This is a genomic window from Nitrospinaceae bacterium (assembly GCA_018669005.1).
Classification (GTDB): domain Bacteria; phylum UBA8248; class UBA8248; order UBA8248; family UBA8248; genus UBA8248.
The window spans coordinates 33,705-57,209 of the sequence record JABJAL010000007.1 but is presented as its reverse complement, the minus strand read 5'-3'; the positions used below and the strand labels follow the sequence as shown (position 1 = coordinate 57,209).

Sequence of the window (23,505 nt, the reverse complement as noted above, 5' to 3'; positions counted from 1 at the left end):
TTTTCAAATACGGCCCACCGGCCAGATATCCCCGCTAGTGAAGGGAATTAACCCAAAACGGCTATATTCAATTTGCCACAAGAATAATGTTTCACTCCGTTCAACCGTAATGATAAAATAGTCCTGTTGTGGCCGCACAGAGCTTACCCAAGGCTATAGAATCTATTCAGGAGATGTTAAATCGATGAGCCATGCTTATTTTCGTAGATCAGTATTCCTCGTTGCCGTTATCACCATTTTCCTGACCATTAGTACCAGGGCCATGGGCGCTGGCGAGGCAACCAAGCAAGTGAAAATTGGAATTGAAGCCGTCCTCGATATCCTCCGCGATCCCGACCTTAAGGACGAGGAGAGAAAATCCCAGAGGCGGGTCATGCTGCGCGAAGCCATACAAAAACAGTTCGACTTCACGGAAATGTCCAAACGCTCCCTCGCACGCCAGTGGAAAAAACGCTCGGACGAGGAGAAAATTGAATTCATAGACCTATTCAGTGGATTGATGGAAAGAAACTACATCGGAAAAATCGAAGTTTACACCGATGAAAAAATCAAATACACGAAAGAGGAAATCGACGAAGAATTCGCCACGGTAAAAACAATAATTGTCACACGTGACAAGCAGGAAATTCCGATTACTTATAGCCTTCACAACGTAAAGGACAAGTGGCGGGTCTACGACGTCAAGGTCAAGGGCGTCAGCCTGATCAACACCTACCGGCAACAGTTTCGTAGTGTTATTCGGAAGTCTTCCTACGGCGGGCTCGTAAAAATCCTCCGGCGAAAGAAAGCCGAGGGATAGTCGGATCGCCCGCTGCCGGCGGGCGGCCCGCAATCACGGGCATGGGGAACTTCCGGGCCACCTCGGTGTGTTCGCGTAGCCCCATCGCCTCGCGCTGAACAATTAAGTGATACCGGGCCTTCTCGGCCTGGTCCATCGCCCTATGCAGCACTTCCTCAAGGGCCTCCTTGCGGCCCCCCTCGCTCCCAGGGCAGTTTTCCCAAGCCGCCATTGCCGACCAAGCCTCACGAAGACGTATCGGGAATCTACGACCTACGCGCCCAAGCGTGTTGGCCATCTCCTCGGCGATATCGTTTTCTACCCGAAGCTTCTCGAAATTCGGCACGCGCCACCCTTCTCGATGTGCAAGGCAAAATATAACCGCTAATTTTTATCCAGTTTCGGTAGCCAAAATGATATCACTGCCCCCAGCCCACCGAAGACGACAATCGTAATTGGCAAAACGGTGAGAATGCCCCAGATATCCCCCAGCGCCCCCACCCCAATCGCAATCATGCTTCCCACGAACCAGACGACACCGAGCATTAAGGAGGAAACCAGCGCCCTGTTCTCGGGCGCAACCTCCTGGGCATACGCCACCGACACACCCATGGACGAGTAAAGGATCGCCCCTGAGAGCATCAGGAAAATCGTATCCAGCGGCGCGGGCATCAAGAAAGTCACCCCGAGGACCGGCGTTCCGAGTAAAGTTGCCACAATCATGACCGTCCGCCTGCCAATGCGGTCCGAGAGATGGCCCCCGTAAATCCCACCCATGGCCGCCGCAAAAAGAAACAGCGTAATCGAGCGCCCGCCAGCGCCGATGCTCCCCCCAGCCGTCACCACGTAAAGCGGCATATAGGTTCCCACCAGCATCGTCACCGTCGTCCGGCAGACATTTACAAGCCACATGACAATAAGCGGGCGATACAAACCGGCAAGCGAGCCCATCGTGTCCATGAAATTCATCGGGACCCGGGTGGAGGGACTCGTTATCTCTGGCGCAATGAAGAAATATGGCAACCCGAGCGCCAATCCCATAAGTCCGGCTATCGGTATCGACTCGAGCCCCCAGTTCGTGACGAGAAATGTCGAAAAAGCCGCTCCAAGGCCCATGCCAATGCGCCCGCCGGAAACATACAACGACACCCCTAGCCCCTTTCGTTTTCCAGAAATCTGCGCAGCGATAACCGATGCCACCGGATGAAAACAGGCCGACCCCGAACCGGCAAACAGAAATAGCAAAAGTATCGACCAGTAATTGGGCATGTAAATCAACAAGGTCATAAAAGCCCCGCCGATTGGCCCTAGTGCGATGAGCCAACTCTTTCTATAACGATCGGCGAAATAGCCGAACAGCGGCTGCCCAACGGCCCCGGTGAAAGCAAATGCACTGGCAAGCAGACCCGCCATGCTGAGGGTCATGTCCATTTTCACAACAAGCAAAGGAAGAAGAGGAGGCAAAAAACCAAAAAAAGAATCATTTCCGATATGCGCTATGATAAGAGATACAAGATTTCGCTTCTGAACCCTTGTCTCCTCCGGCCCGTCATCTACAGCAGCCGTCAATTCCTTAATTCGCCAAGCATATGTTGGCTCCTTTTAAAAAATAAATAATATATAAATTCGAAATGAGTTTAAAAAAAATCAGGATAGTTTTTCAATAATCCCTGGAACGGCAGCCAGCGCCTCGTCTACCTTCCCTACTTCCTTGCCGCCCGCCTGGGCGAAATCCGGCCTGCCGCCGCCCTTGCCGCCCACTATGACGGCCAGCTCCTTCACGAGATTGCCCGCGTGACATTTGTCGGTGATATCTTTCGTAACACCGACTGCGATAGACACCTTGCCGTCCGACGCCGAGATAATGACGGCCACCCCGCTTTTAAGTTTATTCTTCGCAGCGTCTATCAAGTTCCTTAGGCCGCCGGGCTCGATTCCATCACGCCGGGTAGCGATTACCTTGAGGCCATTGACCTCCTGTGCGTCGCTGGCAAGATCGCCCACATCGGCCTGAGATTGTTTGTCCCGAATTTGCTTTAGTTCCCGCTCCAAAGATCGATTTTGCTCGATAATCCTTCGGACGCGATCAGCCTCCTCAAGCGGCGCAGATTTCGTCATCTCCGTAATTTCGGCCAGCGTATTCTGCTCCAGCCTTGCCTGGGCAAGGGAGTTCGCTCCTGTTGCCGCCTCGATTCGCCGGACACCCGAGGAGATACTTCCCTCGTGGAGAATTCTGAACATTCCAATATCGCCCGCCGCTCCGGTATGCGTTCCGCCGCAAAGCTCCTGGCTGAACTCTCCGACGGACACCACCCGAACCTCCTCGCCATACCGCTCGCCAAAAAGCGCCGTCGCGCCAGATTCGAGCGCCTTGTCGATGGACATCACCTCCGTGGAGACAGGTGCATTCTCCCGAATGCGTGTGTTCACGATGTCCTCGATGCGCTCTTTCTCGCGGGGGGTGATCTGGGTGAAGTGCGTGAAATCGAACCGCAGCCGCTCTTTTGAAAGGTGCGAGCCTGCCTGTTTGACGTGATCGCCAAGAACTTGCCGTAGTGCAAACTGAAGGATATGAGTCGCGGTGTGGTTTAGCTGCAAAGAGGCGCGCCGTTCGGTGTCGATGGCGGCATCTACGGTCTGGCCTGTTTGAAGAGTGCCTTGCTCCACCTGGACATGGTGAACATAAACATCGGGTAGCGGCTTCTGGGTATCGAGAATCACCGCCGCGCCCCCCTCCCAGGTCAGGCGACCATGATCGCCTTCTTGGCCGCCTGATTCAGCATAAAACGGCGTCTTGGGGAGAAAGACCTCGGCCTCCTCTCCTTCGGCGGCGCTGCTGATCTTTACACCCTCGCGTACAATTACGGCAACTTCGGACTCCGATCTGCTTTCTCCGTATCCCAAGAAATTGGTAGGCCCATGAGCCTTCCGGATTTCGTGCCATACCGGAGAAACACCAGCTTCGCCCGAGCCTTTCCAGTGGGCACGGGCGCGCTCTCGCTGCTGTTCCATAGAACTGTCGAAGGCAGTTCGGTCTATTTTAAGACCATGAAAGGTAGCCGTCTCGGCAGCCAAATCCCAAGGGTAGCCGTAAGTGTCATAGAGCTCAAAAACCTCATCACCCGAGACCGTGCCGCCGCTTGAAGCCTTCGCCTTCTCGCAAAGCTCGTCCATCCTCGGCTGGCCTTGGCTCAAAGTGTGGGCAAAGCGTTCTTCCTCGCCAAGGGTTACGCGAGAGATGTAATTGAGGTTTTCCCTGAGCTCTGGGAAAGCGTCCCCCATCATGTCGGCCACAACGCCCGCCGTCTTAAAAAGAAATGGTTCGGTAATCCCGAGCATCCGCCCGTGGCGCAAAGCCCGCCTAGCCACCCGGCGAAGGACATAGCCGCGCCCCTCATTGCTCGGCAATATGCCGTCCGCCACCAGGAAGCTGACCGACCTGACATGGTCGGCAATCACTCGGAACGAAACGTCTGCGGCTGGGTCCGGGCTATTTTTTTGTTTTCCGCCGTAGGTTTTTTCGCACAACTCCTCGACATGATGGATAACGGGCATCAACAAATCTGTGTGGAAGTTGCTGTTTTCCCCTTGAAGAACGGCCGCGAGTCTCTCAAGCCCCATTCCGGTGTCCACCGAGGGTTTGGGCAGGGGATTCATCGTACCCGAAGCGTCCCGATCGAATTGCATGAAAACGAGGTTCCAGAGTTCAAGATACCTGTCGCCGTCTTCATCCTGGCCGCTTCCAGGAAGACCGCCGGAGAGATGATCGCCTTGGTCGTAAATCAGTTCCGAGCATGGACCACAGGGCCCGGTATCACCCATCGACCAAAAATTATCCTTCTCATCGCACCGAATTATCCTTTCCGCCGGAACACCGACGATTCGCTGCCAGAGTTCTCCAGCCTCGTCATCCTCACGGAAAATGGTGATCCACATCCTCTCACCATCAAGCCCAGAGCGGTCCACGAGAAATTCCCACGCAAACTCTATGGCCTTTTCCTTGAAATAATCGCCGAAGGAAAAATTACCCAGCATTTCGAAAAATGTGTGGTGACGGGCCGTCCGGCCCACATTTTCAAGATCGTTGTGCTTGCCGCTGACCCTCAGGCATTTTTGAGAACTCGTTGCGCGTATATAATCGCGGCGCTCAAGACCAGTGAAGGTATCCTTGAACTGGACCATGCCGGCATTCGTAAAAAGAAGGGTCGGGTCGTTTAGGGGCACCAGCGGGGAACTGCGAACGGGACGATGTTCTTTTTCAGCAAAATAATCGATGAACAACTTTCGTATTTCGTTACCAGTCATTACGGGTGGCGCCTCCCTCAAACACGGAAGAACAACGATTCATATTCACTTTTATCCTGGAGCCCTTCGATAAACCTCAGCAATTCAAACAATTCGAAGGGAAAACAACTCTCTCATACGTATGGTCAAATTTCCACTTCTTCCCGGTATTCGCCGAAATTCGCACGCATCACATCGGATATCTCGCCCACCGTCGTATAAACGCGAACAGCATCCAGGATATAGGGAAGAAGGTTGTCTCCCCCCTTTGCCGCATCGCTCAGGGCGCCCAGGCGCTCGGAAACGGCAGAGGCGTCTCGTCTTTCCCTCAGCGCCGCCAGACGCGCACGTTGCTCCTCCTCGACCTCAGGACGTATCTGGAGGGTATGAATCGCAGGTTCGCTCCCGGTGGCGTATTCGTTCACGCCCACGACGGTGCTCCGCCCATCATCTATCGCACGCTGGGCCTGATAGGCGCTTTCCTGAACCTCGCGCTGCACCCACCCCTTTTCGATTGCCCTGAGCATGCCGCCCATCTCATCGATACGGGAGATAATCTTTTCTGCCCGTGCCTCGATTTCGTCCGTCAGGGCCTCGATGGCATATGAACCGGCACAAGGATCTACCGTTTCGGCCAAATTCGTCTCCTCGACGAGTATTTCCTGGGTTCTTAGCGCAATGCGCACCGCTTTTTCGGTGGGTAGGGCGAGGGCCTCATCCATCGAATTCGTGTGGAGCGACTGCGCCCCGCCCAGGACCGCCGCCATCGCCTGGACCGCCACCCGCACGACATTGTTCCGAGGCTGCTGCGCAGTAAGCGCACTTCCCGCCGTCTGGGCATGAAAACGAAGCATGCACGCCTTATCCGATTTAGCGCCGAATCGCTCGCGCATGATCCTCGCCCAAAGCCGACGCGCCGCGCGAAACTTGGCTATCTCCTCGAGAAAATGATTATGCACATTGAAGAAAAAAGAAATTTGGCTCCCTATCTCATCGACATCAAGACCTCTATCCACTGCGGCCTGCACATAGGCGATGCCGTCGCCAAGGGTGAAGCCCACTTCTTGCACAGCCGTCGAGCCCGCCTCGCGAATATGGTAGCCGCTGATGGAAATAGCGTTCCATTTGGGCACGTTTTCCTTACAAAAGGCGATGGTGTCCGTAATCAGCCGCATGCTCGGGCCAGGAGGGTAAATGTAAGTCCCCCGGGCAATATATTCTTTCAGAATATCGTTCTGCACCGTCCCCCTGAGAGCATCAAATGGAATTCCCCGTTTCTCTGCTGCTGCCAAATAAAAACAGAGCAAAACGGATGCGGTGGCGTTAATCGTCATCGAAGTGGAAATCTGCTCGAGAGGCAATCCTTCGAGGAGCACTTCCATGTCCTCGAGCGAGCAAATGGAAACACCAACTTTGCCCACCTCGCCAAAAGCAAGGGAATGATCAGCGTCAAAGCCAATCTGCGTGGGCAGGTCAAAAGCCACAGAGAGGCCCTTCTGGCCATGCTCAAGTAGGTAATGAAAGCGCTGATTTGTTTCTTGGGCAGTGCCGAATCCGGCGTACTGGCGCATCGTCCAAACGCGCCCCCGGTACATATCGGCGTAGATCCCCCGGGTAAAGGGAAATTCGGCTGGAGCACCCCCGTCATCAGGAACAGTTCCCTCCGCACCCTCTCCATGAAACGGCTTGAGCCGAATCCCCGAAGTGGTGATATGTCGATCTTCTTCCATGCCAGCCTCAGATAAATCTAAATTCGTGGGCCCACGCCTTTCGGCAGCCTCTCAAACACCTATCATACCCATTCACTCCTTCTCCGGCACGGCCCAATACCTTTCATCAACACATTTGAAAATAAACAAATTCGAGATAAAATACACGCATGACCAGTGACTCTCTCCCCTTGTTTCCGCTCCGGGTAGTTCTTCTCCCCGATGAAATTCTGCCCCTCCACATATTCGAGGAGCGCTACAAGGAGATGATCAACGAGTGTTTGGATCACGGCGGGCCGTTCGGGGTCGTTTTGGCCGAGAACAACGAGATACGAAACATTGGCTGCGCCGCGCGGGTCACTAACGTCCTCGAGAGATTTCCAGACGGCAAACTCAATATTATGACCCAGGGAAAAGAAAGATTCAGAATCCTCCACCCTTACCAGGAACTTGCCTACATGACCGCCGATGTCGAGTATTTCGACGATCCGCCCGAGAGCGAAGCCTCCCCCGATCTGGCAGAGAAGATAATCGACGCCATTTCAGATGCGGATACCGGCAAATCCCATGTTACGGATGAAATTCGGCGAGACTTTAAAAAACTTTCTTTTCGGGCCGGGGCCATGCTTGGCCTCTCGCTTTCGAGCAAACAGATGCTTCTTGAGTCCGTGTCCCCGGACGAGCGGGCGGAGATTATTTTAGAAATGCTTGAGGAATCGAGAAGAACAAGTGTGAATTTAAAAACTATTCAAGAAAACGACACACACCGAAATGGACACCAAAACGGGCACTTCAAGAAATAAGCGCCCTCATCCGCTATCTTCTTGCTCAGAAATTCTGAGAATCGAGTTTGCCCGGCCACTTTCAGGATTCACCTCAACGAGAACTCCATTAATCTGGCCTCGCCCACCAGACACCTCAAAGCGATTAGGAATGCCCGAGAGAAACTTTCCCACCGCGATGGAAGTCTTTATACCGATCACCGAATCAGCAGGCCCGGTCATTCCCGCGTCAGAGAGAAAAGCTGTTCCCTGTGGCAAAACTCTTTCGTCCGCCGTCTGGATGTGTGTGTGGGTCCCGATAACTGCGCTCACCCGGCCATCGAGATGCCACCCCATGGCAACCTTCTCGCTCGTCGCCTCGGCATGGAAATCGACAAAAATCATACGGACGTTGGAATCAAGATTTTTGAGCAAACGGTTGGCCTCCTGGAACGGACAATCAACCGGAGGCATAAAAACCCGGCCCATTAGATTAATAACGGCGACTGGGCCTTGCAATGTATTAGCGATAAAGAACCCCAACCCCGGTGCACCCGTAGGATAATTCGACGGACGGAGCAAACGCGGCTCATGGAGCATAAACTCTTTAGTCTCTTTTTTGTTCCAGATATGATTTCCCGAGGTGATGACATCCGCACCAGCCCCAAAAATATCCTCGGCGTTTTCATTTGTGATGCCGAACCCACCGGCCGAGTTTTCTCCGTTAACGATACACAGATCGGTTTCGTGCCTCTGAAGCAAACCGGGAAGACGTTCCGCCAACATCCGGCGGCCCACCTTCCCGGCAATATCTCCAATAAAAAGTATTTTCAAAGCTAACTTACCGCGCCGTGGCCGTATGGCGAGTTTCCCGTATTACCGTCACCAGGATTTCACCGGGATAGGTGCGCTCCTCCTCGATTCGCTTGGCGATATCTCGCGCGAGGAAAGAGGCCTGTGCGTCGGTAATCTCATCCGGCGTAACCGCCACCCGTATCTCGCGCCCGGCTTGGATGGCATAACATTTCTCCACGCCCTTGAAAGACTCGGCGATACTCTCAAGCGCCTCAAGACGCTTGATGTAGCTCTGCACCATTTCGCGCCTCGCGCCCGGCCTGGCCGCAGAGAGCGTGTCCGCCGCCTTCACCAGCACCGCCTCGATGCAATTCGCCTCCTCGTCCTCGTGGTGGGAGGCGATGGCGTTAATCACCTCATCAGGCTCGTTATAACGCTTAGCGATATCGATTCCGATCTGCACATGAGAGCCTTCGACCTCATGCGTTGAGGCCTTGCCAATATCGTGAAGCAAGCCGGCCCGCTTCGCCATAGTCGGTTCAAGCCGAAGTTCGGATGCCAACATCCCGGTAAGATGGGCCACTTCAAGCGAATGCTTGAGCGCGTTTTGACGGTAGCTGGTGCGATAGTGCAAACGACCGATGAGCATCACCAGCTCAGGGTGAAATCCCTCGAGGCCCATCTCAAAAATAGCCTGCTCGCCTGCCTCGCGAATTCTACCCTGAATCTCATTTTTCATTTTGCCCACAACATCTTCGATCCGGCCGGGGTGGATCCGTCCGTCCAGAACGAGAGATTCCAGAGAAAGACGCGCCGTCTCTCGCCGAACGTTGTCAAAGCACGAGATCACCACCGCCTCGGGTGTATCATCGATGATCACATCCACACCCGTTGCCATCTCAAGCGCCCGGATGTTTCGGCCCTCGCGTCCGATGATTCGACCCTTCATTTCATCAGAGGGGAGATCAACCACACTCACGACACTCTCGGCGATATGGTCGTTTGAATATCTTTCAACAGCCAGCGCAACGGCCTTCACCGCATCGCGCTCCACATTTTCCTTGGCTTTTTGCTCCATGCGCTGGATCTCGCCAGCAACGTCCTGCTTGGCTTCTTCCATATACCTGTCCATCAATTCTTTTTTGGCCGATTCAACACTCATTCCGGCCACTTCCTCAAGCTTGCGCAACGCCTGATCTTGAAGATCCTTGTAGCGGGCTTCCTCGTCCACCATCCGCCCTTCGCGATCTCCGAGACGCTGCTCTCGCTGCTCTAGAGACCCTTCCTTGGTGTCGAGGGTCTCTCTGCGCTTGTCGAGTGTCTCCTCGCGCTGAGCAACTCGCTGCTCAAGCTTTTGTGTCTCTTCCATTCTAGATTCATTTTGCCGTTCCAACTCTTCGCGCTGCCGGAGAAGCTCGGCCTTCTGCGTAACTTCAACCTCTTTGAGGCGCTGCGTCAGCTTTTTGTCCGAGTTCGATTCAACCTCGCGTATTTTCTCATCCAGGCTCGACTGGGTGCGCCCGATTGCCTCTTCTGTTTTCTTCTTTGAAATGAAAAGCACCGCAGAACCAGCCAACCCGGCCCCCACGACGACTCCCACTATTAATGACATGACATCCATTATGAACTCCTAGGCTTATGAACACGGGAGAGCGAACGTACACACTCCCGATTAGTAGAGATCCAGTCCATCGAAACATCATATGGTCCTGAAGGGAGACTACCCTCCCAAACCATTTGAGATAAAAAGCCCGCACCAACGAGGCAGGGACGAATATGCAGCGACCCGAGCAGACGGTCATAAAAACCTGCACCCGAGCCAATACGGTTCCCGAACCGATCAAATGCAAGCCCGGGTAAAATCATGACATCAAACGTTGAAGGGGATTCGGAAGCGAGAGAATCCAAAGGGGTGGGAATCCCGAAAGCTCCTGGACGGAGTTCTTTCCTTGGCTCCCTGACCTGATGAAATGTCAGACTACCATCAGATACACGTGGAAAATAAAAAACCCTGGAACACGTATTACCCATGCTCCAAAGCCAGGCGAGGTCTACCTCACCTCTTACGGCTGAATAAACACCTACAGACCTCGCTCCCAACACATCGAGTAAGCCACTCAAACGCCTACAAGTCAGTTGACTCCACTTCTGATGGTTCTCTTTCGTGATCGCGCGCCGCATACCACTCATCTGTTTTCGGCAACGCTCTTTTTCCGTCTGACAATACGCTTTGGATAAACGCTCCAATTCCTTCTCCAACGGCCCACACAACCAGTGCGGACATCCCCACCCCGCGCCCCACAGGTATCGATGTGGGACGTCGGAGGGAGACATACTAAATGCCCCGCTAAAATGCCGTGTGCTGGAAGCGTTCGATCCCCAGCATAGGCTAGGTGGGCACCCAATCCACGGCTTTAGGCTGACTCAAACATCGAGTAGCTCACCACTGAGGAAACGGGCTCCCGGATCAAAAAATACTGGGTCAAAATGCTATTCAACATCACGCACACCGCAGGGCAAACTGTACTCCTAAATATAGTATGCCACCAAACCTGGGGGTTGGATACTGAATACGGGGAAGGGAATCTAGGTTTTTATGCTGATTTTTCAAGCATTTCGATGAGGGAATCGGCCCTCTGGGCAATTTCGTCCACCGATTCTTGCTGGACTCTGCGCTCCTCGAAGAGCTCGTTAGCGATATTCATAGACGCCAAAAGAGCCACTTTTAGGGGATCGTTGCTCTGATTAGCTACTTTGCGAATCTGCTCATCCACAAAACTAGCCAAATCTTCAGCATATTGCGGGTTCGCCGAACTCTTCAAATTTAACTGTTGCCCGAATATTTCCACCATAATTTTTTCGCTCATCACCCCTCCCTCATCGGGTTGAATCCGCGTCCTCGTGCGTTATTAAGCGGAAGGCAAATTATTAAGAATACGCTCCACACGCTCGCGCACCTCGTCTCGTTCCCCCTGGAGCCGGGTAATTTCCTCGCGAAGCTTGTTAACTTCCTCATCGCGTCCCGTCGACGCAACCGCCACCCTGCTTGCCTCCAAGCGTGCCTGCTCAACCTGCGATTCGAGCTCCGCCCGGCCGCTCCGGAGAGCCTCAAGCTCCTCCAACATATTTTTCAGTGATGCCTCTAGGGTTTCGAGTTTGTCGATAACCATTCGAGATATTTCCTACCAGGCGAAATGGGAAAATAATAGTATAGGGCATTCTAAGATTGTAAACAGGACAGCGTCAAGAAAAACCCTTAGCCTCTAATCTTCGCCCCGAATCGGGTTTCAAGATCTTTCACGATATCCCAGAACAATTTATCGACTTCCTCGTCGTTCAATGTCCGCTCGAGGTCCCTAAAAACAAGGGAATAGGCCAGACTTTTCTTTTTTTCGGCTACCAGGGCGGCATCTTGATAGATATCAAAAAGGGTGGCCGATTTGAGCAATTCGCCCCCCGAGGTTTTGAGGCGCTCGCTGACCGAGCCATGTGACACATCCTCGCCGACCACAATCGCCAGATCTCGTAGGCTCGCCGGAAAGCGTGGAACCGCCTGAAGACGCCGAGGAACTTGCTCAATAGCGGCAATTTCCTCCAAATTTAACTCAAATACATAGATGCTCTGGCGAATTCCCCATGAACCTAGAATGTTTTTTTCCAAGCTGCCAATAACGCCAACCTGGGCACTCCTCAACAAAATTGCCGCGGACGAGTCCAAATTATACGGCGAGCCTTCGTCCAGTAGTGGCGAAAACTCAAACTCTGGCACCCGAAGTTGAAGGCGAAGCCGCTCAAGCGCTCCCTTCAAATCGAAAAGGCGACCAGGAAGCTCCGCCTCTCCTCCCGGGGATTTACCATCGGGCCAAAGGGCCTCAGGCGAAGGATCTGATATCAGGGCGCAGACGCGGCGCACCTCGGTGGGAAGCTTCTCGCCAGCCTTTCGGTGATAGGTTTTTCCGATTTCAAATAAGCGAACCTCTTCCACCCCCCGATTCAAATTCATTTCGGTATTGCCGATGAGACCGTTGAGCAGTGTCGTCCGCATGACATTCATCTCGGCGCTGAGCGGATTCTGGAGAGGAATCATATCCTCGCCAGCATTTCCTAGTTTTTCGAGGGCTGACTGGCTCACGAAGCTGTAATTGAGCGCCTCGCAATAACCGGCTGCTATCATCGATTCGCGAACTTCTTTCTCAAACCGATTAAGAGCGGGGGGCCGCTCGGGCGGCACTGAAGTCGCTGGCAGGCGGGAAGGTATTTTTTCATACCCGATACGCCGGGCCAGCTCTTCAATCAGATCGATTTCTCGCTCGATATCGTGCCGGAAAAGCGGAACTTCGACATCAAGAGCGCTGCCCTCAGCCTCCTTGACGGTCATTCCAAGCGCCTCAAGCCCTTGGCGCACTTCCGAGGGGCCAACCTTAATCCCCAAAAGCTCCGAGGCACGCTCCGTCCTCAGGCGAACGCTAATCGGCGCCACCGGGGCCGGATGAACGTCCACCGCCCCCCCGGCAATTTGGCCGCCACCAGTCTGTCGGATGAGCTCAATGGCCCAATCGGCCGCCCGCCGAGTACCCTCAGGGTCCACCCCTCTCTCAAAGCGATAGGACGCCTCGGTGCTGATGCTCAGCCTTCGCCTTGTGGCCCGAATTGTCGAGGGCGTGAAATACGCGCTTTCGAGGAGAATGTCCTCTGTGCCGTCGTTAATCTCTGAGTTCTGACCTCCCATGACGCCCCCGATGGCCACCGGTCGCTCGGCGTCACAAATCATCAGATCCTCCTCGCTCATCCGCCTCTCCTGGCCGTCCAGGGTGGTGAAAGGGCCGTCTTCCTTATTCCAGCGGCGCACTACGATTTTTTGCTCGGCAAGGTTTGTGATGTCGAAGGCATGAAGCGGTTGGCCCAGGGAGAGCATGACGTAGTTCGTCACATCCACCACATTGCTGATTGGGCGCATACCAGCCGCCCGGAGGCGCCGCTGCATCCACGCTGGCGAGGGACCGATACGAGCGCCCTTGATGACTCGGGCGACATAACGCGGACATTTATCTGTGTCAAGAATTTCCACCCCGCAGAGGGCATCCGCACTCTCTCCGAGCGCTTCCTCAACTTCAACGGAGGGCCATTTCAGGGGCTGCCCCAGGATAGCCGAAACCTCGCGCGCCACACCCATGATCGAGAGACAATCCCCGCGGTTCGGCGTGACACTGATTTCGAGGATCACATCATCCAACCCAAGGACCGGTGCCGCACTCGTACCCACCGCGGAAGAAGGCTCAAGAACAATGATTCCAGAATGATCGTCGCCAATTTCGAGTTCACGCTCAGAGCAGAGCATCCCCTCGCTCTGCTCGCCACGAATGCGGGCGGGTTTAATTTCCATGCCGCCCGGGAGCGTGATGCCAGGCGGTGCAAGGACCACTTTTTGCCCCGCCGCAACATTTGGCGCCCCACACACTATCTGGCGCTCACCTTCGCCATCATAAACCCGGCACAGCTTGAGCTTATCGGCGTTCGGGTGCTTTTCCGCAGACAAAACCTCGGCCACGAGCAGGCGATCAAGGTTATTACCCGGTCGTTCGATTACCTCGGCCTCAAGCCCGTTCATTAGCAAATCATGAGCGAGTTGCCCGGGCAAAGCGGGATCGGAAAGATCCAAATCGATATATTCAGAGAGCCATTCAAGACTAAGGAGCATTTTTTTTCTTCTTACCGTTTATAAAAATTAAAGTGTCATCGTAATTCCGAGGCGCACCTAAAACTGCTGAAGCATTCGAACATCATTCTCGAAGAACATGCGGATATCGCTAATGCCGTAGCGGAGCATGGCCACCCGCTCGACACCAATTCCCCACGCGAAACCACTCCACTCCTCGGGGTCGTATCCCACCGCCTTGAACACAGCGGGATCGACCATTCCAGCCCCCAGCACTTCAAGCCACCGTCCACCTGCGAGGTGGTCGCACGCAATATCAACTTCCGCGCTGGGCTCGGTGAATGGGAAAAAGCTGGGCCGCAGCCGAATGCGGAACTCCGGGCCAAATATCTCATGCACAAACGTCTCAAGCGTTCCCTTTAGATCGGCAAAAGAAAGACCCTTGTCCACATACAGGCCCTCAATTTGATGAAACATCGGCGAATGAGTGACATCGGCATCGCACCGGAACACCTTACCGGGCGCTATGATTTTCACAGGAGGCTTCACATTTTCCATCACCCGTATTTGCACGGGCGAGGTATGGGTCCGCAAAAGAACATCATCAGATATATAGAAGGTGTCCTGCATGTCTCGGGCAGGGTGGTCCCGCGGAATGTTCAAAGCCTCGAAATTATAGCTATCAAGCTCAATCTCGGGCCCCTCGACCACCGTATATCCCAACCGGGAGAGAACCTCGACGATATCCTCCATCGTCTGAATAAGCGGGTGCTTGTGGCCCAAGGGTTGAGAGCGCCCCGGCACCGTGAGATCAACTCTGGGCCCGCTCGCCGCGCCAGTCTCCTCGAAGTCGATGGAACCCTCCGAGATTTCCACCTGACCGAATAATAGAACCTTGCCACCCTCGTTCTGGATCTCAGATTGAATGGCCTCCTGAAAGGCAGCCATATCTCCCTTCTTGTGAGCAGTGAGGCTTTTCTCGATCAACCCCTTGAGGCGATTAGCCAAGGGTCCGATAACCCGTTTTTGCTCCGGCGGCAAATCCTTGAGACCCTTGGTCACTTCATTCAGAATTCCGCCTTTTCGCCCTAGATAGCGAATCCGGATTTCCTCGGCCTGGGCCTCGCTCACAACTTCAGCAATTGAGCGAAGCGCCTCACGCGCAAGATCGTGAAGTTCAAGTTCCGTGGTCATGACACTCCCAGATTTCCTACACAGAGTTCATACAAAAAAAGCTCCGCCCTTGCGGACGGAGCCTGGAATATCTTTGGGGCCAATTGACTCCTAAGCGGCTGTCCGAGCAATCTCCACTAGCTTAGAAAACGCAGGTGGATCGGAAATTGCCAGTTCGGCGAGAATCTTGCGGTTCACTTCCACCCCCGCCTTGCCCAGACCGTAAATGAAGCGGCTATAGTTCATGCCCTCCAGACGAACGGCGGCATTGATGCGCACATTCCAGAGCCGACGAAATTCGCGTTTCCTGACCCGACGATCCCGGTAGGCGTATGACATGGCCCGGAGAACGGTTTCTTTTGCAGAGCGATACCGTTTGGAGCGCGCACCGCGATATCCCTTTGCCTGCTTGAGAAGTCTTTTGTGGCGTGCGCGACTAGCTGCATGTCCTGTCGAACGGGGCATATCCTCAATACCTCAAACAAAGTAAAAAAGCGGGGCCAAATCTTCATACCCCGGCAAATTAGCCTAAAATCACCTTCTTTTTTCAACGCGCCGGAATATACCCGTTGACCCGGCCTTCTGCAAGCCTTCAACGCCCAAGCCAGCAACCTGAAAGGAAAGAGCGGCAAAAAAACCATAACACATTGAATTAACTGTCAATATTCGAATCTAAAGATAGGGGAGCAACTTCTTAACAAGACCCCGATCCGCATCCGACACGAGCCCCGCACGACGCATTTCACGCTTCCGCTTGGTGGTCTTCTTCGTAAGAATATGGCGCCGGTGTGAGTTATTCCGCTTGATTTTACCGGTTCCCGTAACTTTGAAGCGCTTCGCCGCACCCCGGTTGGTTTTAAGCTTCGGCATCAGTTTTCCCTTCCTCGATATTTTGCTCCTCCACCGGCTCAGGCGAGCTTTCGGCAGATTCAGCACTCTTATTTTCGACTGCTTCATTGAGGCTATCGGTCAGGGGTGCCGTCAGGGCACCCTCTTCCTCATTCAAACGCGCTTTTTTGCCAGATTTACCCTTCGCTCCGCCACTCTCCTTGATCTTCGCGGCGGCCTTGTTCGGCGCCAACACCATCGTCATGTTCCGTCCCTCAAGAAGAGGATTTTGCTCGATGGTGCAGATTTCCATCAGATCATTCGACACCCGATCAAGAAGCTTCCGGCCAAGATGAGGGTGTGTCACTTCCCGCCCGCGAAACATGATCGTCACCTTAGCCTTGTTGCCATCGAGCAAAAACCGCTCAGCATGGTTTTTCTTGAATTCATAGTCGTGCTCATCGATTTTGATCCGCATCTTAACTTCCTTGAGCTCGACGATCTTCTGGCGCTTCTTGGCTTCCTTGCCTTTTTTCTGCATCGAGTATTTATAGCGCCCGTAATCCATGATCTTGCACACAGGCGGGTCGGAATTGGGCGCCACCTCGACCAGATCGAGGAATCGATCCTCTGCGGCCTTAACGGCATCGTCAATCGAAAGTATCCCCAATTGTTCGCTTTCTTCGTCGATAACTCGCACCTCGGGAACACGGATATCATGATTAACACGTGGACCTGTAACAGTCGGGCTGATGTCCCTGCGGCGCGATCGAAGAACCATATTAATTCTCCCCTGGGGATTGGGAACGTGCGTTTACATTCGATTGAATTTGCTTCATCGCTTCCTCCAAAGAGATAGATCCGATATCGCCCTGGCCGCGAATCCTCATCGCGACTTCTCCCGACTCGGCTTCCCTCGCACCAATAACAAGCATGTAGGGAACCTTTTCGATTTGCGCTTCTCTAATTTTCTTTCCAATTTTCTCGTTACGAAAATCCGGCTCGACACGCAGGTAGGCGCCTCGAAGCTTTTCGACGACCTGATTTGCATAAGGAATCTGATCGTCCGTAATTGTCATGACTTTCGCCTGCACGGGCGCTAACCATGACGGGAAAGCACCAGCATAGTGCTCAATCAAACCACCTACAAACCGCTCCATCGAACCAAGAACGGTGCGGTGAATCATCACGACCAGGTGGCGATCGCCATCAGCCCCGACATACCGGAGGTCAAACCGTTTGGGCAGATTGAAGTCGAACTGGATAGTGGGTCCCTGCCACCCACGCCCAAGCGCATCGAGCATCTTGATATCGATTTTGGGCCCGTAGAACGCCGCCTCGCCCTCGATACGCTTATAAGGGATGTGGCGAGTCTCAAGAGCTTTTTTCAAGGCCTCCTCGGCGGCGGCCCAGTCATCTTTGCTTCCCGCATATTTTTCAAAATTAGCCGGGTCGTGAACCGAGAGTTCTATCTCGAAATTCTCGTAGCCGAAGCTCTCCAGCATGAACTGAGCCAGATCGATAACATTGATTACCTCATCCTGCGCCTGCTCCGGGGTGCAAAAGATATGCGCATCGTCCTGGGTGAAACCCCGGACACGAAGCATTCCATGGAGCACGCCACTTCTCTCATATCTGTAAACCGTGCCCATCTCTGCCAACCGGTAAGGAAGATCCCGATAGCTTCGAGTATCTGCTTGATAAATAAGAATATGACCCGGACAGTTCATGGGCTTAAGCACATATTCCTGCTCGTCAATATTCAGGACATACATGTTTTCCCGGTAATAGTCGTAGTGTCCTGATATCTTAAAAAGCTCGTCCCGTGCGATGTGCGGAATCGTGACCAACTGATAGCCGCGCTTGGTGTGCTCATCTTCCCAAAAACGCTCTACTGATTTACGGACAAGATTTCCCTTCGGCTGCCAATAGATCAAGCCCGGCCCCGCATTTTCGTCCACGAGGAACAAGCCAAGCTGCTTGCCCAGTACGCGGTGATCTCTTTCTTTGGCTTCCTTAAGCCTCTTCAGGTGGGCTTCGATCTCCTCGCGCGCAGGATAGGCAGTGCCATAGATCCGCTGAAGCATTTTATTCTTTTCATCACCCCGCCAATAAGCGCCGGCAACACTGAGCAACTTGAAGTGCTTGAGCTTCGCTGTCGAGGACATATGCGGCCCTCGGCACAGATCGACAAAATCTCCCTGCTGGTAAGTCGAGATGATCTCCCCCTCGGGAAGCTCGTTGATCATTTCAATTTTATAGGGCTCGCTCCGTTCCTCGAACAGTTTGAGGGCGTCGGCACGCTCGAGTTCCTCGCGCTTGATGGGAAAACCGCGCTTGGCGAGTTTCGACATCCGCTTTTCGATTTCAGCGAGATCGTCTGGCGTAAAAGTACGCTCAGTATCGATGTCGTAATAAAAGCCACTGTCGATGGGGGGACCAATGGTCAACTGGACGCCGGGGAAAAGCTCCAACACCGCCTGCGCCATGAGGTGGGCCGTGCTGTGGCGCAGAACTTCCAATCCCTCTACGGTATCAAGCGTTACATACTCGACCGAAGTGTCGGGTGGAACGGCGCTGTTCAGATCGACAACCTTGCCATCGATCTTGAGGGCAACTGCGTCTTTGGGCGGATTTTTCAAATCTGATCTAACTGCCATATTTTAGAGGCTACGCCAAAAGTTCCTTTGCTAGAGAAAAAGAAAACTGGCTCAAAAACATTCAACCAATCAGCTATATAATGGTAGGCGCGGGCGGTTTCGAACCGCCGACCTCTTGCGTGTCGAGCAAGCGCTCTACCCCTGAGCTACGCGCCTTTGTCCTTCATCTATTTAAATCATAAGAAAGCGCCACATCAATTGTCAATGGCGATGACATCGTATACCACGGAACTGCTTCCTATGTATGGGAATTCCACCACAAAAACAACTATCTGGTTCTGCGAGCAGCCGCTCCGCCCCCCTTTTTCGAGCTTGTGGCAGGAGACTTCGGAACGGAGGGCCCCCGGCGCTTCGCTCCCACCCCGATCATTGAACCTACTCGTTTGCTCTTGATATCAGTTTTAGACGAGGAGGAATCGCGTTTTCTGACAGGTTGTGGGAGAAGACATTTTTCCACGACCTGCTCGACATTATCCACAAAATGAATATTGAGGCCGAGGGGCGTTTCCGCCTCCAGTTCCACAACGTCTTTTCGGTTCTCCTCGGGCAGAATTACCTCTGGGATGCCGCCGCGCCTCGCAGCGAGCAGCTTCTCCTTAACGCCTCCGATGGGAAGCACACGCCCCCTGAGGGTGATTTCACCACTCATCGCAATGTCGTGGCGGACTTTTCTGCCGCTCAGGGCGCTGACCAACGCCACCGCCATCGTAATGCCCGCAGAGGGCCCATCCTTGGGAATCGCCCCTTCGGGAAAATGAATATGCATATCTTTTTTTTCATAAAAATTGCTCTGAACTCCGTATTCCTTCGGATGCGAGCGAAGCCAGGAAATTGCGGCACGGGCGCTTTCCTTCATCACATCACCTAGTTTTCCAGTCAGTATGAGCCCACCTTTCCCAGGGAACACACTTACCTCCAACGGAAGAAGCACCCCTCCCATGGAAGTCCAGGCCAAGCCGGTGGCCACCCCCACCCCGGCCCGGGTTTCGGGACGATCAGGGGTATAGCGGCGAGCACCGAGATATTTTTCTAGGGCCTCAGGCTTCACCGCCACCAGTTTACCCTGACCAGGTCTCTTGGAGTTGCCTCCTTTTTGGCTTTTTGACCTCTTGACCTTCCCAGTAGAACTTTCAACTAGATTACGTGCAACTTTCCGGCAAATATTTCCAAGAGTCCTCTCCAGATTACGCACACCGGACTCGCGGGTATATTCGTGAATGACACGAAGAGTGGCGTCATCAGAAATCTGAATCTTACTTTCCTCAAGACCGTGTTCCTCACGCTGCTTGGGAATGAGAAAACGCTTGGATATCTCCAGTTTTTCTTCCTCTGTATATCCGGCGAGGCGTATAACCTCCATCCGATCGAGGAGGGCAGGTGGTATAACGTCGGTCGAATTCGCCGTTGTGATGAAAAAAACCTGACTAAGGTCATAATCCACTTCAAGATAGTGGTCGTTGAAGTTCTTATTTTGTTCGGGATCGAGCGCTTCAAGCAAGGCTGAAGCGGGGTCACCTCTGAAGTCCGCCCCCATTTTGTCGATCTCATCCAGAAGAAAAACGGGGTTCTTGGTACCCGCTTTTTTCATCGACTGAATAATTCTCCCCGGCAGGGCACCAATATAGGTTCGCCGATGCCCCCTGATCTCGGCCTCGTCACGAACACCCCCCAGAGAAACGCGGATAAACTTTCTGCCCAAGGCATTAGCAACACTTTTGCCCAGCGATGTCTTACCGACGCCCGGAGGTCCGACAAAACACAAAATCGGTCCGCGGATTTTATTGTTCAAAATCTTGACGGCCAAATGCTCAAGGATTCTTTCTTTGACCTTCTTCAAACCAAAATGCTCATTTTCAAGAATATTTGATGCTTCTTTCAGATTATTCCGATCCCGGGTCTTATTCGCCCAGGGAATTTCAAGCAACCACTCGACATACGTTCTGACCACAGAGGCTTCCGGCGAAAGCGGGGTCATCATCTCGAGTCGAGTTATTTCTTTTTCGACCTTCTCGGAAACCTCTTTGGGCAATCGAACCTTCTGGGCAATTTGTCGAAGCTCCTCACCGTCTCCAGCCACTCCATCGGAGTTTCCAAGTTCTCTTTGAATCGCCTTGAGCTGTTCCGTCAAATAAAATTCTTTTTGATTTCGATTCATCTGACGCCGAGCACGCGAGCGCACCTTGCGCTCCACCTTGAGAAGTTCAATTTCCTTATCGATCAATGTGGTGAGTGCCTTTATTCTGTCTGCTGGGTCAAAAGTTTCCAACAAATGCTGCCTTTCGGCGTTGTTGATGGGAAGGTTCGCAGCCACGGCATCAGTTATGGCCGAGACACTTCCAAGACCTTCAATTGCCGCATACACTTCATGGGGAATTCGTTGATTAACTCGGAGATAGTCCTCAAACAGAGCCATCAATCCCCTGCACCGCGCCAAAAGATCAATAGACTCAACTTCTGAATCATCAATTGGCCGAACATCGGCCCACAACGAATCGCCCTCGAAGTAAAACTCATTTACATGACAACGCGAGACGCCCTCAAGCAACAACTTGATAGTCCCATCGCTCAGCCGCATCACCTGGAGTATTTCGGCTTCGGTGCCTACTTCATAAAGACCTTCGGGCTCCGGATCTTCATCGCGTGCATCACGCTGCGCAACCAGCAACAATTTAGTCGCAGAGGGGGGCAAAGATTCTACGGTGATCAGCGCTCGGCCTTTTGCCACAAAAATCGGAGTAGAAACGTGAGGGAAAAGGACAACATCTCTTAACGGGACACATGGAAGGGTATACGAATCGGTACTCACAAATTCCTCACTGCCAGCATACAAACATACCCGTGGAAAAAAGAGCTAATCAAAATTTAGCTAGCCTTTTCATAAACCAGGATGGGTTTTTCCTTGCGGTGAACAACATTTTCGTCGATGACAATTTCTTTCACATCCGCCGTCGAAGGCAAATCGAACATCGTCTCCAACATAATATCTTCAATGATAGATCGAAGCCCTCGAGCGCCCGTTTTATGCTCAAGCGCAAGCGCGGCAATTTCTTTGAGTGCACCATCGGTAAAACGAAGCGTGGCATCCTCGAATTCCACCAGTTTACAGAACTGCTTCACCAGGGCATTGCGTGGCTCGGTGAGGATTTTGACCAAGGCTTCCTCGTCTAACTCGTTCAGCGTGGACAGAACAGGCAAGCGACCGACAAATTCAGGAATCAAGCCATACTTAAGCAAGTCCTCGGGAGACGCCTGTGAGAGCGTTTCGCTAATTGTCTCATCGTTCTGCGATTTCAACTCAGCCCCGAAACCCAGACCACGTCGACCTACACGGTTGCGGATAATCGTATCCAAACCAACAAAGGCCCCGCCGCAAATAAACAGAATATTGACCGTATCCACCCGGAGAAACTCTTGATGGGGGTGTTTCCGGCCACCCTGGGGCGGTACGTTTGCGATGGTGCCTTCGATGATTTTCAAAAGCGCCTGCTGAACGCCCTCTCCCGATACATCGCGGGTAATCGAGGGATTCTCGCTTTTGCGGCTAATCTTATCGATCTCATCTATATAGATAATACCTCTCTCGGCGCGGGGAACATCGTAGTCGGCCGCTTGGAGGAGTTTGAGAATTATGTTCTCAACATCCTCTCCAACATAGCCCGCCTCTGTGAGCGTAGTCGCATCCACAATGGCAAAGGGAACATCGAGAATCCGCGCCAAGGTCTGCGCCATGAGAGTTTTGCCTGAGCCTGTCGGCCCAACCAAAAGAATGTTGCTCTTTTGTAATTCCACCTCATCGAGATCACCGCGCGAATCTATACGCTTGTAGTGATTGTAAACCGCCACAGACAGTATTTTTTTTGCTCGCTCCTGTCCGATGATGTGATCGTCGAGAATAGACTTTATTTCCACGGGCTTGAGGAGTTTTTTAGCCTCGCGTTTGCGCTCCTCGTTCCATTCCTCCATCATGATTTCGTTGCATAGCTCTACGCACTCATCGCAGACATAAACCTGGGGTCCGGCGATAAGCTTTCTCACCTCCTCCTGGCTTTTTCCGCAAAACGAACAGCGAAGGGTGTCGCCTTTATCTGATTCTTTTTTAACCATTTTCTCCTACCCCAAATCTGGGAACGATATCAAACTTGCTCGTAGGTAATTCTACATCAACCGGAGGCAAATAAAGATCGAAAATCCTTCGATCTTTATCAATCCTTCGTTACTTATCGTCCTCTTTGTCCGTTTTCTCAACACCTGAACCATTTTGATTCATATCTGCCCTAGAAACAATGACATCGTCTATAAGACCGTAGTCCTTGGCCTCCTCGGCACTCATGAAATTGTCCCGGTCAGTATCTTTGATAATCCGCTCCATATTCTGACCCGTATGCTTCACGAGGATGCCGTTTAACTCATCACGCATGCGGAGAATTTCCCTTGCATGGATATCGATGTCCGAGGCTTGCCCCTGGACGCCCGCAAGTGGCTGATGAATGAGAATGCGCGAATTAGGGAGGGCAAGTCTCTTGCCAGTAGCACCCGCTGTCAAAAGCAGGGCACCCATACTAGCCGCCTGGCCAATGCAAATTGTCGAAACACTCGGCTTAATGTATTGGATCGTGTCGTAAATACCGAGACCTGCGGTAACTGAACCACCAGGGCTATTGATGTACATCGAAATGTCTCGATCAGGCTCATCGGCCTCCAGGAAAAGAAGCTGGGCTGTCACAACATTGGCGATATGGTCGTCAATCGCTGTTCCCAGAAATATGATTCGATCCTTGAGGAGACGGCTATAAATATCGTACGCCCTCTCGCCTCGGCTAGTTTGCTCCACTACCATTGGGATAAGTCCCACAACGAGCCC

Annotated in this window: 20 protein-coding genes, 1 tRNA gene and 1 other RNA gene; 2 read left to right on the top strand and 20 right to left on the bottom strand. The window is 52.9% G+C overall.

Annotated elements, in window-relative coordinates; genetic code table 11:
* Nucleotides 1-184 precede the first annotated feature (184 nt).
* Complete coding sequence (locus HOJ95_00660) at nucleotides 185-799, top strand: ABC transporter substrate-binding protein (GenBank protein ID MBT6393190.1); 615 nt, start codon at nucleotides 185-187, stop codon at nucleotides 797-799.
* Here the strand turns inward: HOJ95_00660 and HOJ95_00655 are convergent.
* The 4 genes from HOJ95_00655 to HOJ95_00640 all read right to left on the bottom strand — a co-directional run bounded on the left by HOJ95_00655 (nucleotide 735) and on the right by HOJ95_00640 (nucleotide 6,792).
* The gene (locus tag HOJ95_00655) at nucleotides 735-1,124 is read right to left on the bottom strand and encodes a hypothetical protein (GenBank protein MBT6393189.1); all 390 of its coding nucleotides are present in this window, start codon (nucleotides 1,122-1,124) and stop codon (nucleotides 735-737) included. The genes HOJ95_00660 and HOJ95_00655 overlap by 65 nt on opposite strands.
* Nucleotides 1,125-1,162: 38 nt before the next feature.
* Nucleotides 1,163-2,347 carry an MFS transporter gene (locus HOJ95_00650; GenBank protein MBT6393188.1) on the bottom strand — a complete coding sequence of 395 codons (1,185 nt, stop codon included), beginning with the start codon at nucleotides 2,345-2,347 and terminating at the stop codon, nucleotides 1,163-1,165.
* A 78-nt stretch (nucleotides 2,348-2,425) separates the two neighbouring features.
* Nucleotides 2,426-5,083 carry an alanine--tRNA ligase gene (gene alaS, locus HOJ95_00645; GenBank protein ID MBT6393187.1) on the bottom strand — a complete coding sequence of 886 codons (2,658 nt, stop codon included), beginning with the start codon at nucleotides 5,081-5,083 and terminating at the stop codon, nucleotides 2,426-2,428.
* A 125-nt stretch (nucleotides 5,084-5,208) separates the two neighbouring features.
* The gene (locus tag HOJ95_00640) at nucleotides 5,209-6,792 is read right to left on the bottom strand and encodes a methylmalonyl-CoA mutase (GenBank protein ID MBT6393186.1); all 1,584 of its coding nucleotides are present in this window, start codon (nucleotides 6,790-6,792) and stop codon (nucleotides 5,209-5,211) included.
* Nucleotides 6,793-6,941: 149 nt separating this feature from the next.
* Here HOJ95_00640 and HOJ95_00635 point away from each other — a divergent pair, with 149 nt between their 5' ends.
* On the top strand, nucleotides 6,942-7,574 hold the full coding sequence (locus tag HOJ95_00635; GenBank protein MBT6393185.1) for an LON peptidase substrate-binding domain-containing protein: 633 nt from the start codon (nucleotides 6,942-6,944) through the stop codon (nucleotides 7,572-7,574).
* 6 nt (nucleotides 7,575-7,580) lie between these two features.
* Here HOJ95_00635 and HOJ95_00630 read toward each other — a convergent pair whose 3' ends face one another.
* The 16 genes from HOJ95_00630 to clpP all read right to left on the bottom strand — a co-directional run bounded on the left by HOJ95_00630 (nucleotide 7,581) and on the right by clpP (nucleotide 23,481).
* On the bottom strand, nucleotides 7,581-8,366 hold the full coding sequence (locus HOJ95_00630; protein MBT6393184.1) for a TIGR00282 family metallophosphoesterase: 786 nt from the start codon (nucleotides 8,364-8,366) through the stop codon (nucleotides 7,581-7,583).
* A 7-nt stretch (nucleotides 8,367-8,373) separates the two neighbouring features.
* Nucleotides 8,374-9,948 carry a ribonuclease Y gene (gene rny / locus HOJ95_00625; protein ID MBT6393183.1) on the bottom strand — a complete coding sequence of 525 codons (1,575 nt, stop codon included), beginning with the start codon at nucleotides 9,946-9,948 and terminating at the stop codon, nucleotides 8,374-8,376.
* On the bottom strand, nucleotides 9,948-10,574 hold the full coding sequence (locus tag HOJ95_00620; GenBank protein ID MBT6393182.1) for a 5-formyltetrahydrofolate cyclo-ligase: 627 nt from the start codon (nucleotides 10,572-10,574) through the stop codon (nucleotides 9,948-9,950). The genes rny and HOJ95_00620 overlap by 1 nt, the downstream gene beginning before the upstream one ends.
* Nucleotides 10,575-10,664: 90 nt before the next feature.
* Nucleotides 10,665-10,848, bottom strand: a non-coding RNA gene (ssrS, locus tag HOJ95_00615) — 6S RNA.
* Between the two features lie 73 nt (nucleotides 10,849-10,921).
* Nucleotides 10,922-11,194, bottom strand: a complete 273-nt coding sequence (locus HOJ95_00610; protein MBT6393181.1) for a cell division protein ZapA — start codon at nucleotides 11,192-11,194, stop codon at nucleotides 10,922-10,924.
* A 42-nt stretch (nucleotides 11,195-11,236) separates the two neighbouring features.
* Nucleotides 11,237-11,497 (bottom strand): hypothetical protein, encoded by a 261-nt coding sequence (locus HOJ95_00605; protein MBT6393180.1) that lies wholly within the window; start codon nucleotides 11,495-11,497, stop codon nucleotides 11,237-11,239.
* An 86-nt stretch (nucleotides 11,498-11,583) separates the two neighbouring features.
* The gene (locus tag HOJ95_00600) at nucleotides 11,584-14,025 is read right to left on the bottom strand and encodes a phenylalanine--tRNA ligase subunit beta (GenBank protein ID MBT6393179.1); all 2,442 of its coding nucleotides are present in this window, start codon (nucleotides 14,023-14,025) and stop codon (nucleotides 11,584-11,586) included.
* A 57-nt stretch (nucleotides 14,026-14,082) separates the two neighbouring features.
* Nucleotides 14,083-15,177 (bottom strand): phenylalanine--tRNA ligase subunit alpha, encoded by a 1,095-nt coding sequence (gene pheS / locus HOJ95_00595; protein MBT6393178.1) that lies wholly within the window; start codon nucleotides 15,175-15,177, stop codon nucleotides 14,083-14,085.
* A 90-nt stretch (nucleotides 15,178-15,267) separates the two neighbouring features.
* Nucleotides 15,268-15,621, bottom strand: coding sequence for a 50S ribosomal protein L20 (rplT, locus tag HOJ95_00590; GenBank protein ID MBT6393177.1), 354 nt, complete (start codon nucleotides 15,619-15,621; stop codon nucleotides 15,268-15,270).
* Between the two features lie 207 nt (nucleotides 15,622-15,828).
* The gene (gene rpmI, locus HOJ95_00585) at nucleotides 15,829-16,026 is read right to left on the bottom strand and encodes a 50S ribosomal protein L35 (protein MBT6393176.1); all 198 of its coding nucleotides are present in this window, start codon (nucleotides 16,024-16,026) and stop codon (nucleotides 15,829-15,831) included.
* Nucleotides 16,013-16,765: a translation initiation factor IF-3 gene (locus HOJ95_00580; GenBank protein ID MBT6393175.1), complete on the bottom strand. Its 753-nt coding sequence runs from the start codon at nucleotides 16,763-16,765 to the stop codon at nucleotides 16,013-16,015. The genes rpmI and HOJ95_00580 overlap by 14 nt, the downstream gene beginning before the upstream one ends.
* A 1-nt stretch (nucleotide 16,766) precedes the next feature.
* On the bottom strand, nucleotides 16,767-18,644 hold the full coding sequence (thrS, locus tag HOJ95_00575) for a threonine--tRNA ligase (GenBank protein ID MBT6393174.1): 1,878 nt from the start codon (nucleotides 18,642-18,644) through the stop codon (nucleotides 16,767-16,769).
* Nucleotides 18,645-18,725: 81 nt separating this feature from the next.
* Nucleotides 18,726-18,800, bottom strand: a tRNA-Val gene (locus HOJ95_00570).
* A 112-nt stretch (nucleotides 18,801-18,912) separates the two neighbouring features.
* Nucleotides 18,913-21,450 (bottom strand): endopeptidase La, encoded by a 2,538-nt coding sequence (gene lon / locus HOJ95_00565; GenBank protein ID MBT6393173.1) that lies wholly within the window; start codon nucleotides 21,448-21,450, stop codon nucleotides 18,913-18,915.
* 56 nt (nucleotides 21,451-21,506) lie between these two features.
* On the bottom strand, nucleotides 21,507-22,748 hold the full coding sequence (gene clpX, locus HOJ95_00560) for an ATP-dependent Clp protease ATP-binding subunit ClpX (protein MBT6393172.1): 1,242 nt from the start codon (nucleotides 22,746-22,748) through the stop codon (nucleotides 21,507-21,509).
* A gap of 109 nt (nucleotides 22,749-22,857) precedes the next feature.
* Nucleotides 22,858-23,481, bottom strand: a complete 624-nt coding sequence (clpP, locus tag HOJ95_00555) for an ATP-dependent Clp endopeptidase proteolytic subunit ClpP (protein MBT6393171.1) — start codon at nucleotides 23,479-23,481, stop codon at nucleotides 22,858-22,860.
* Nucleotides 23,482-23,505: the final 24 nt, after the last annotated feature.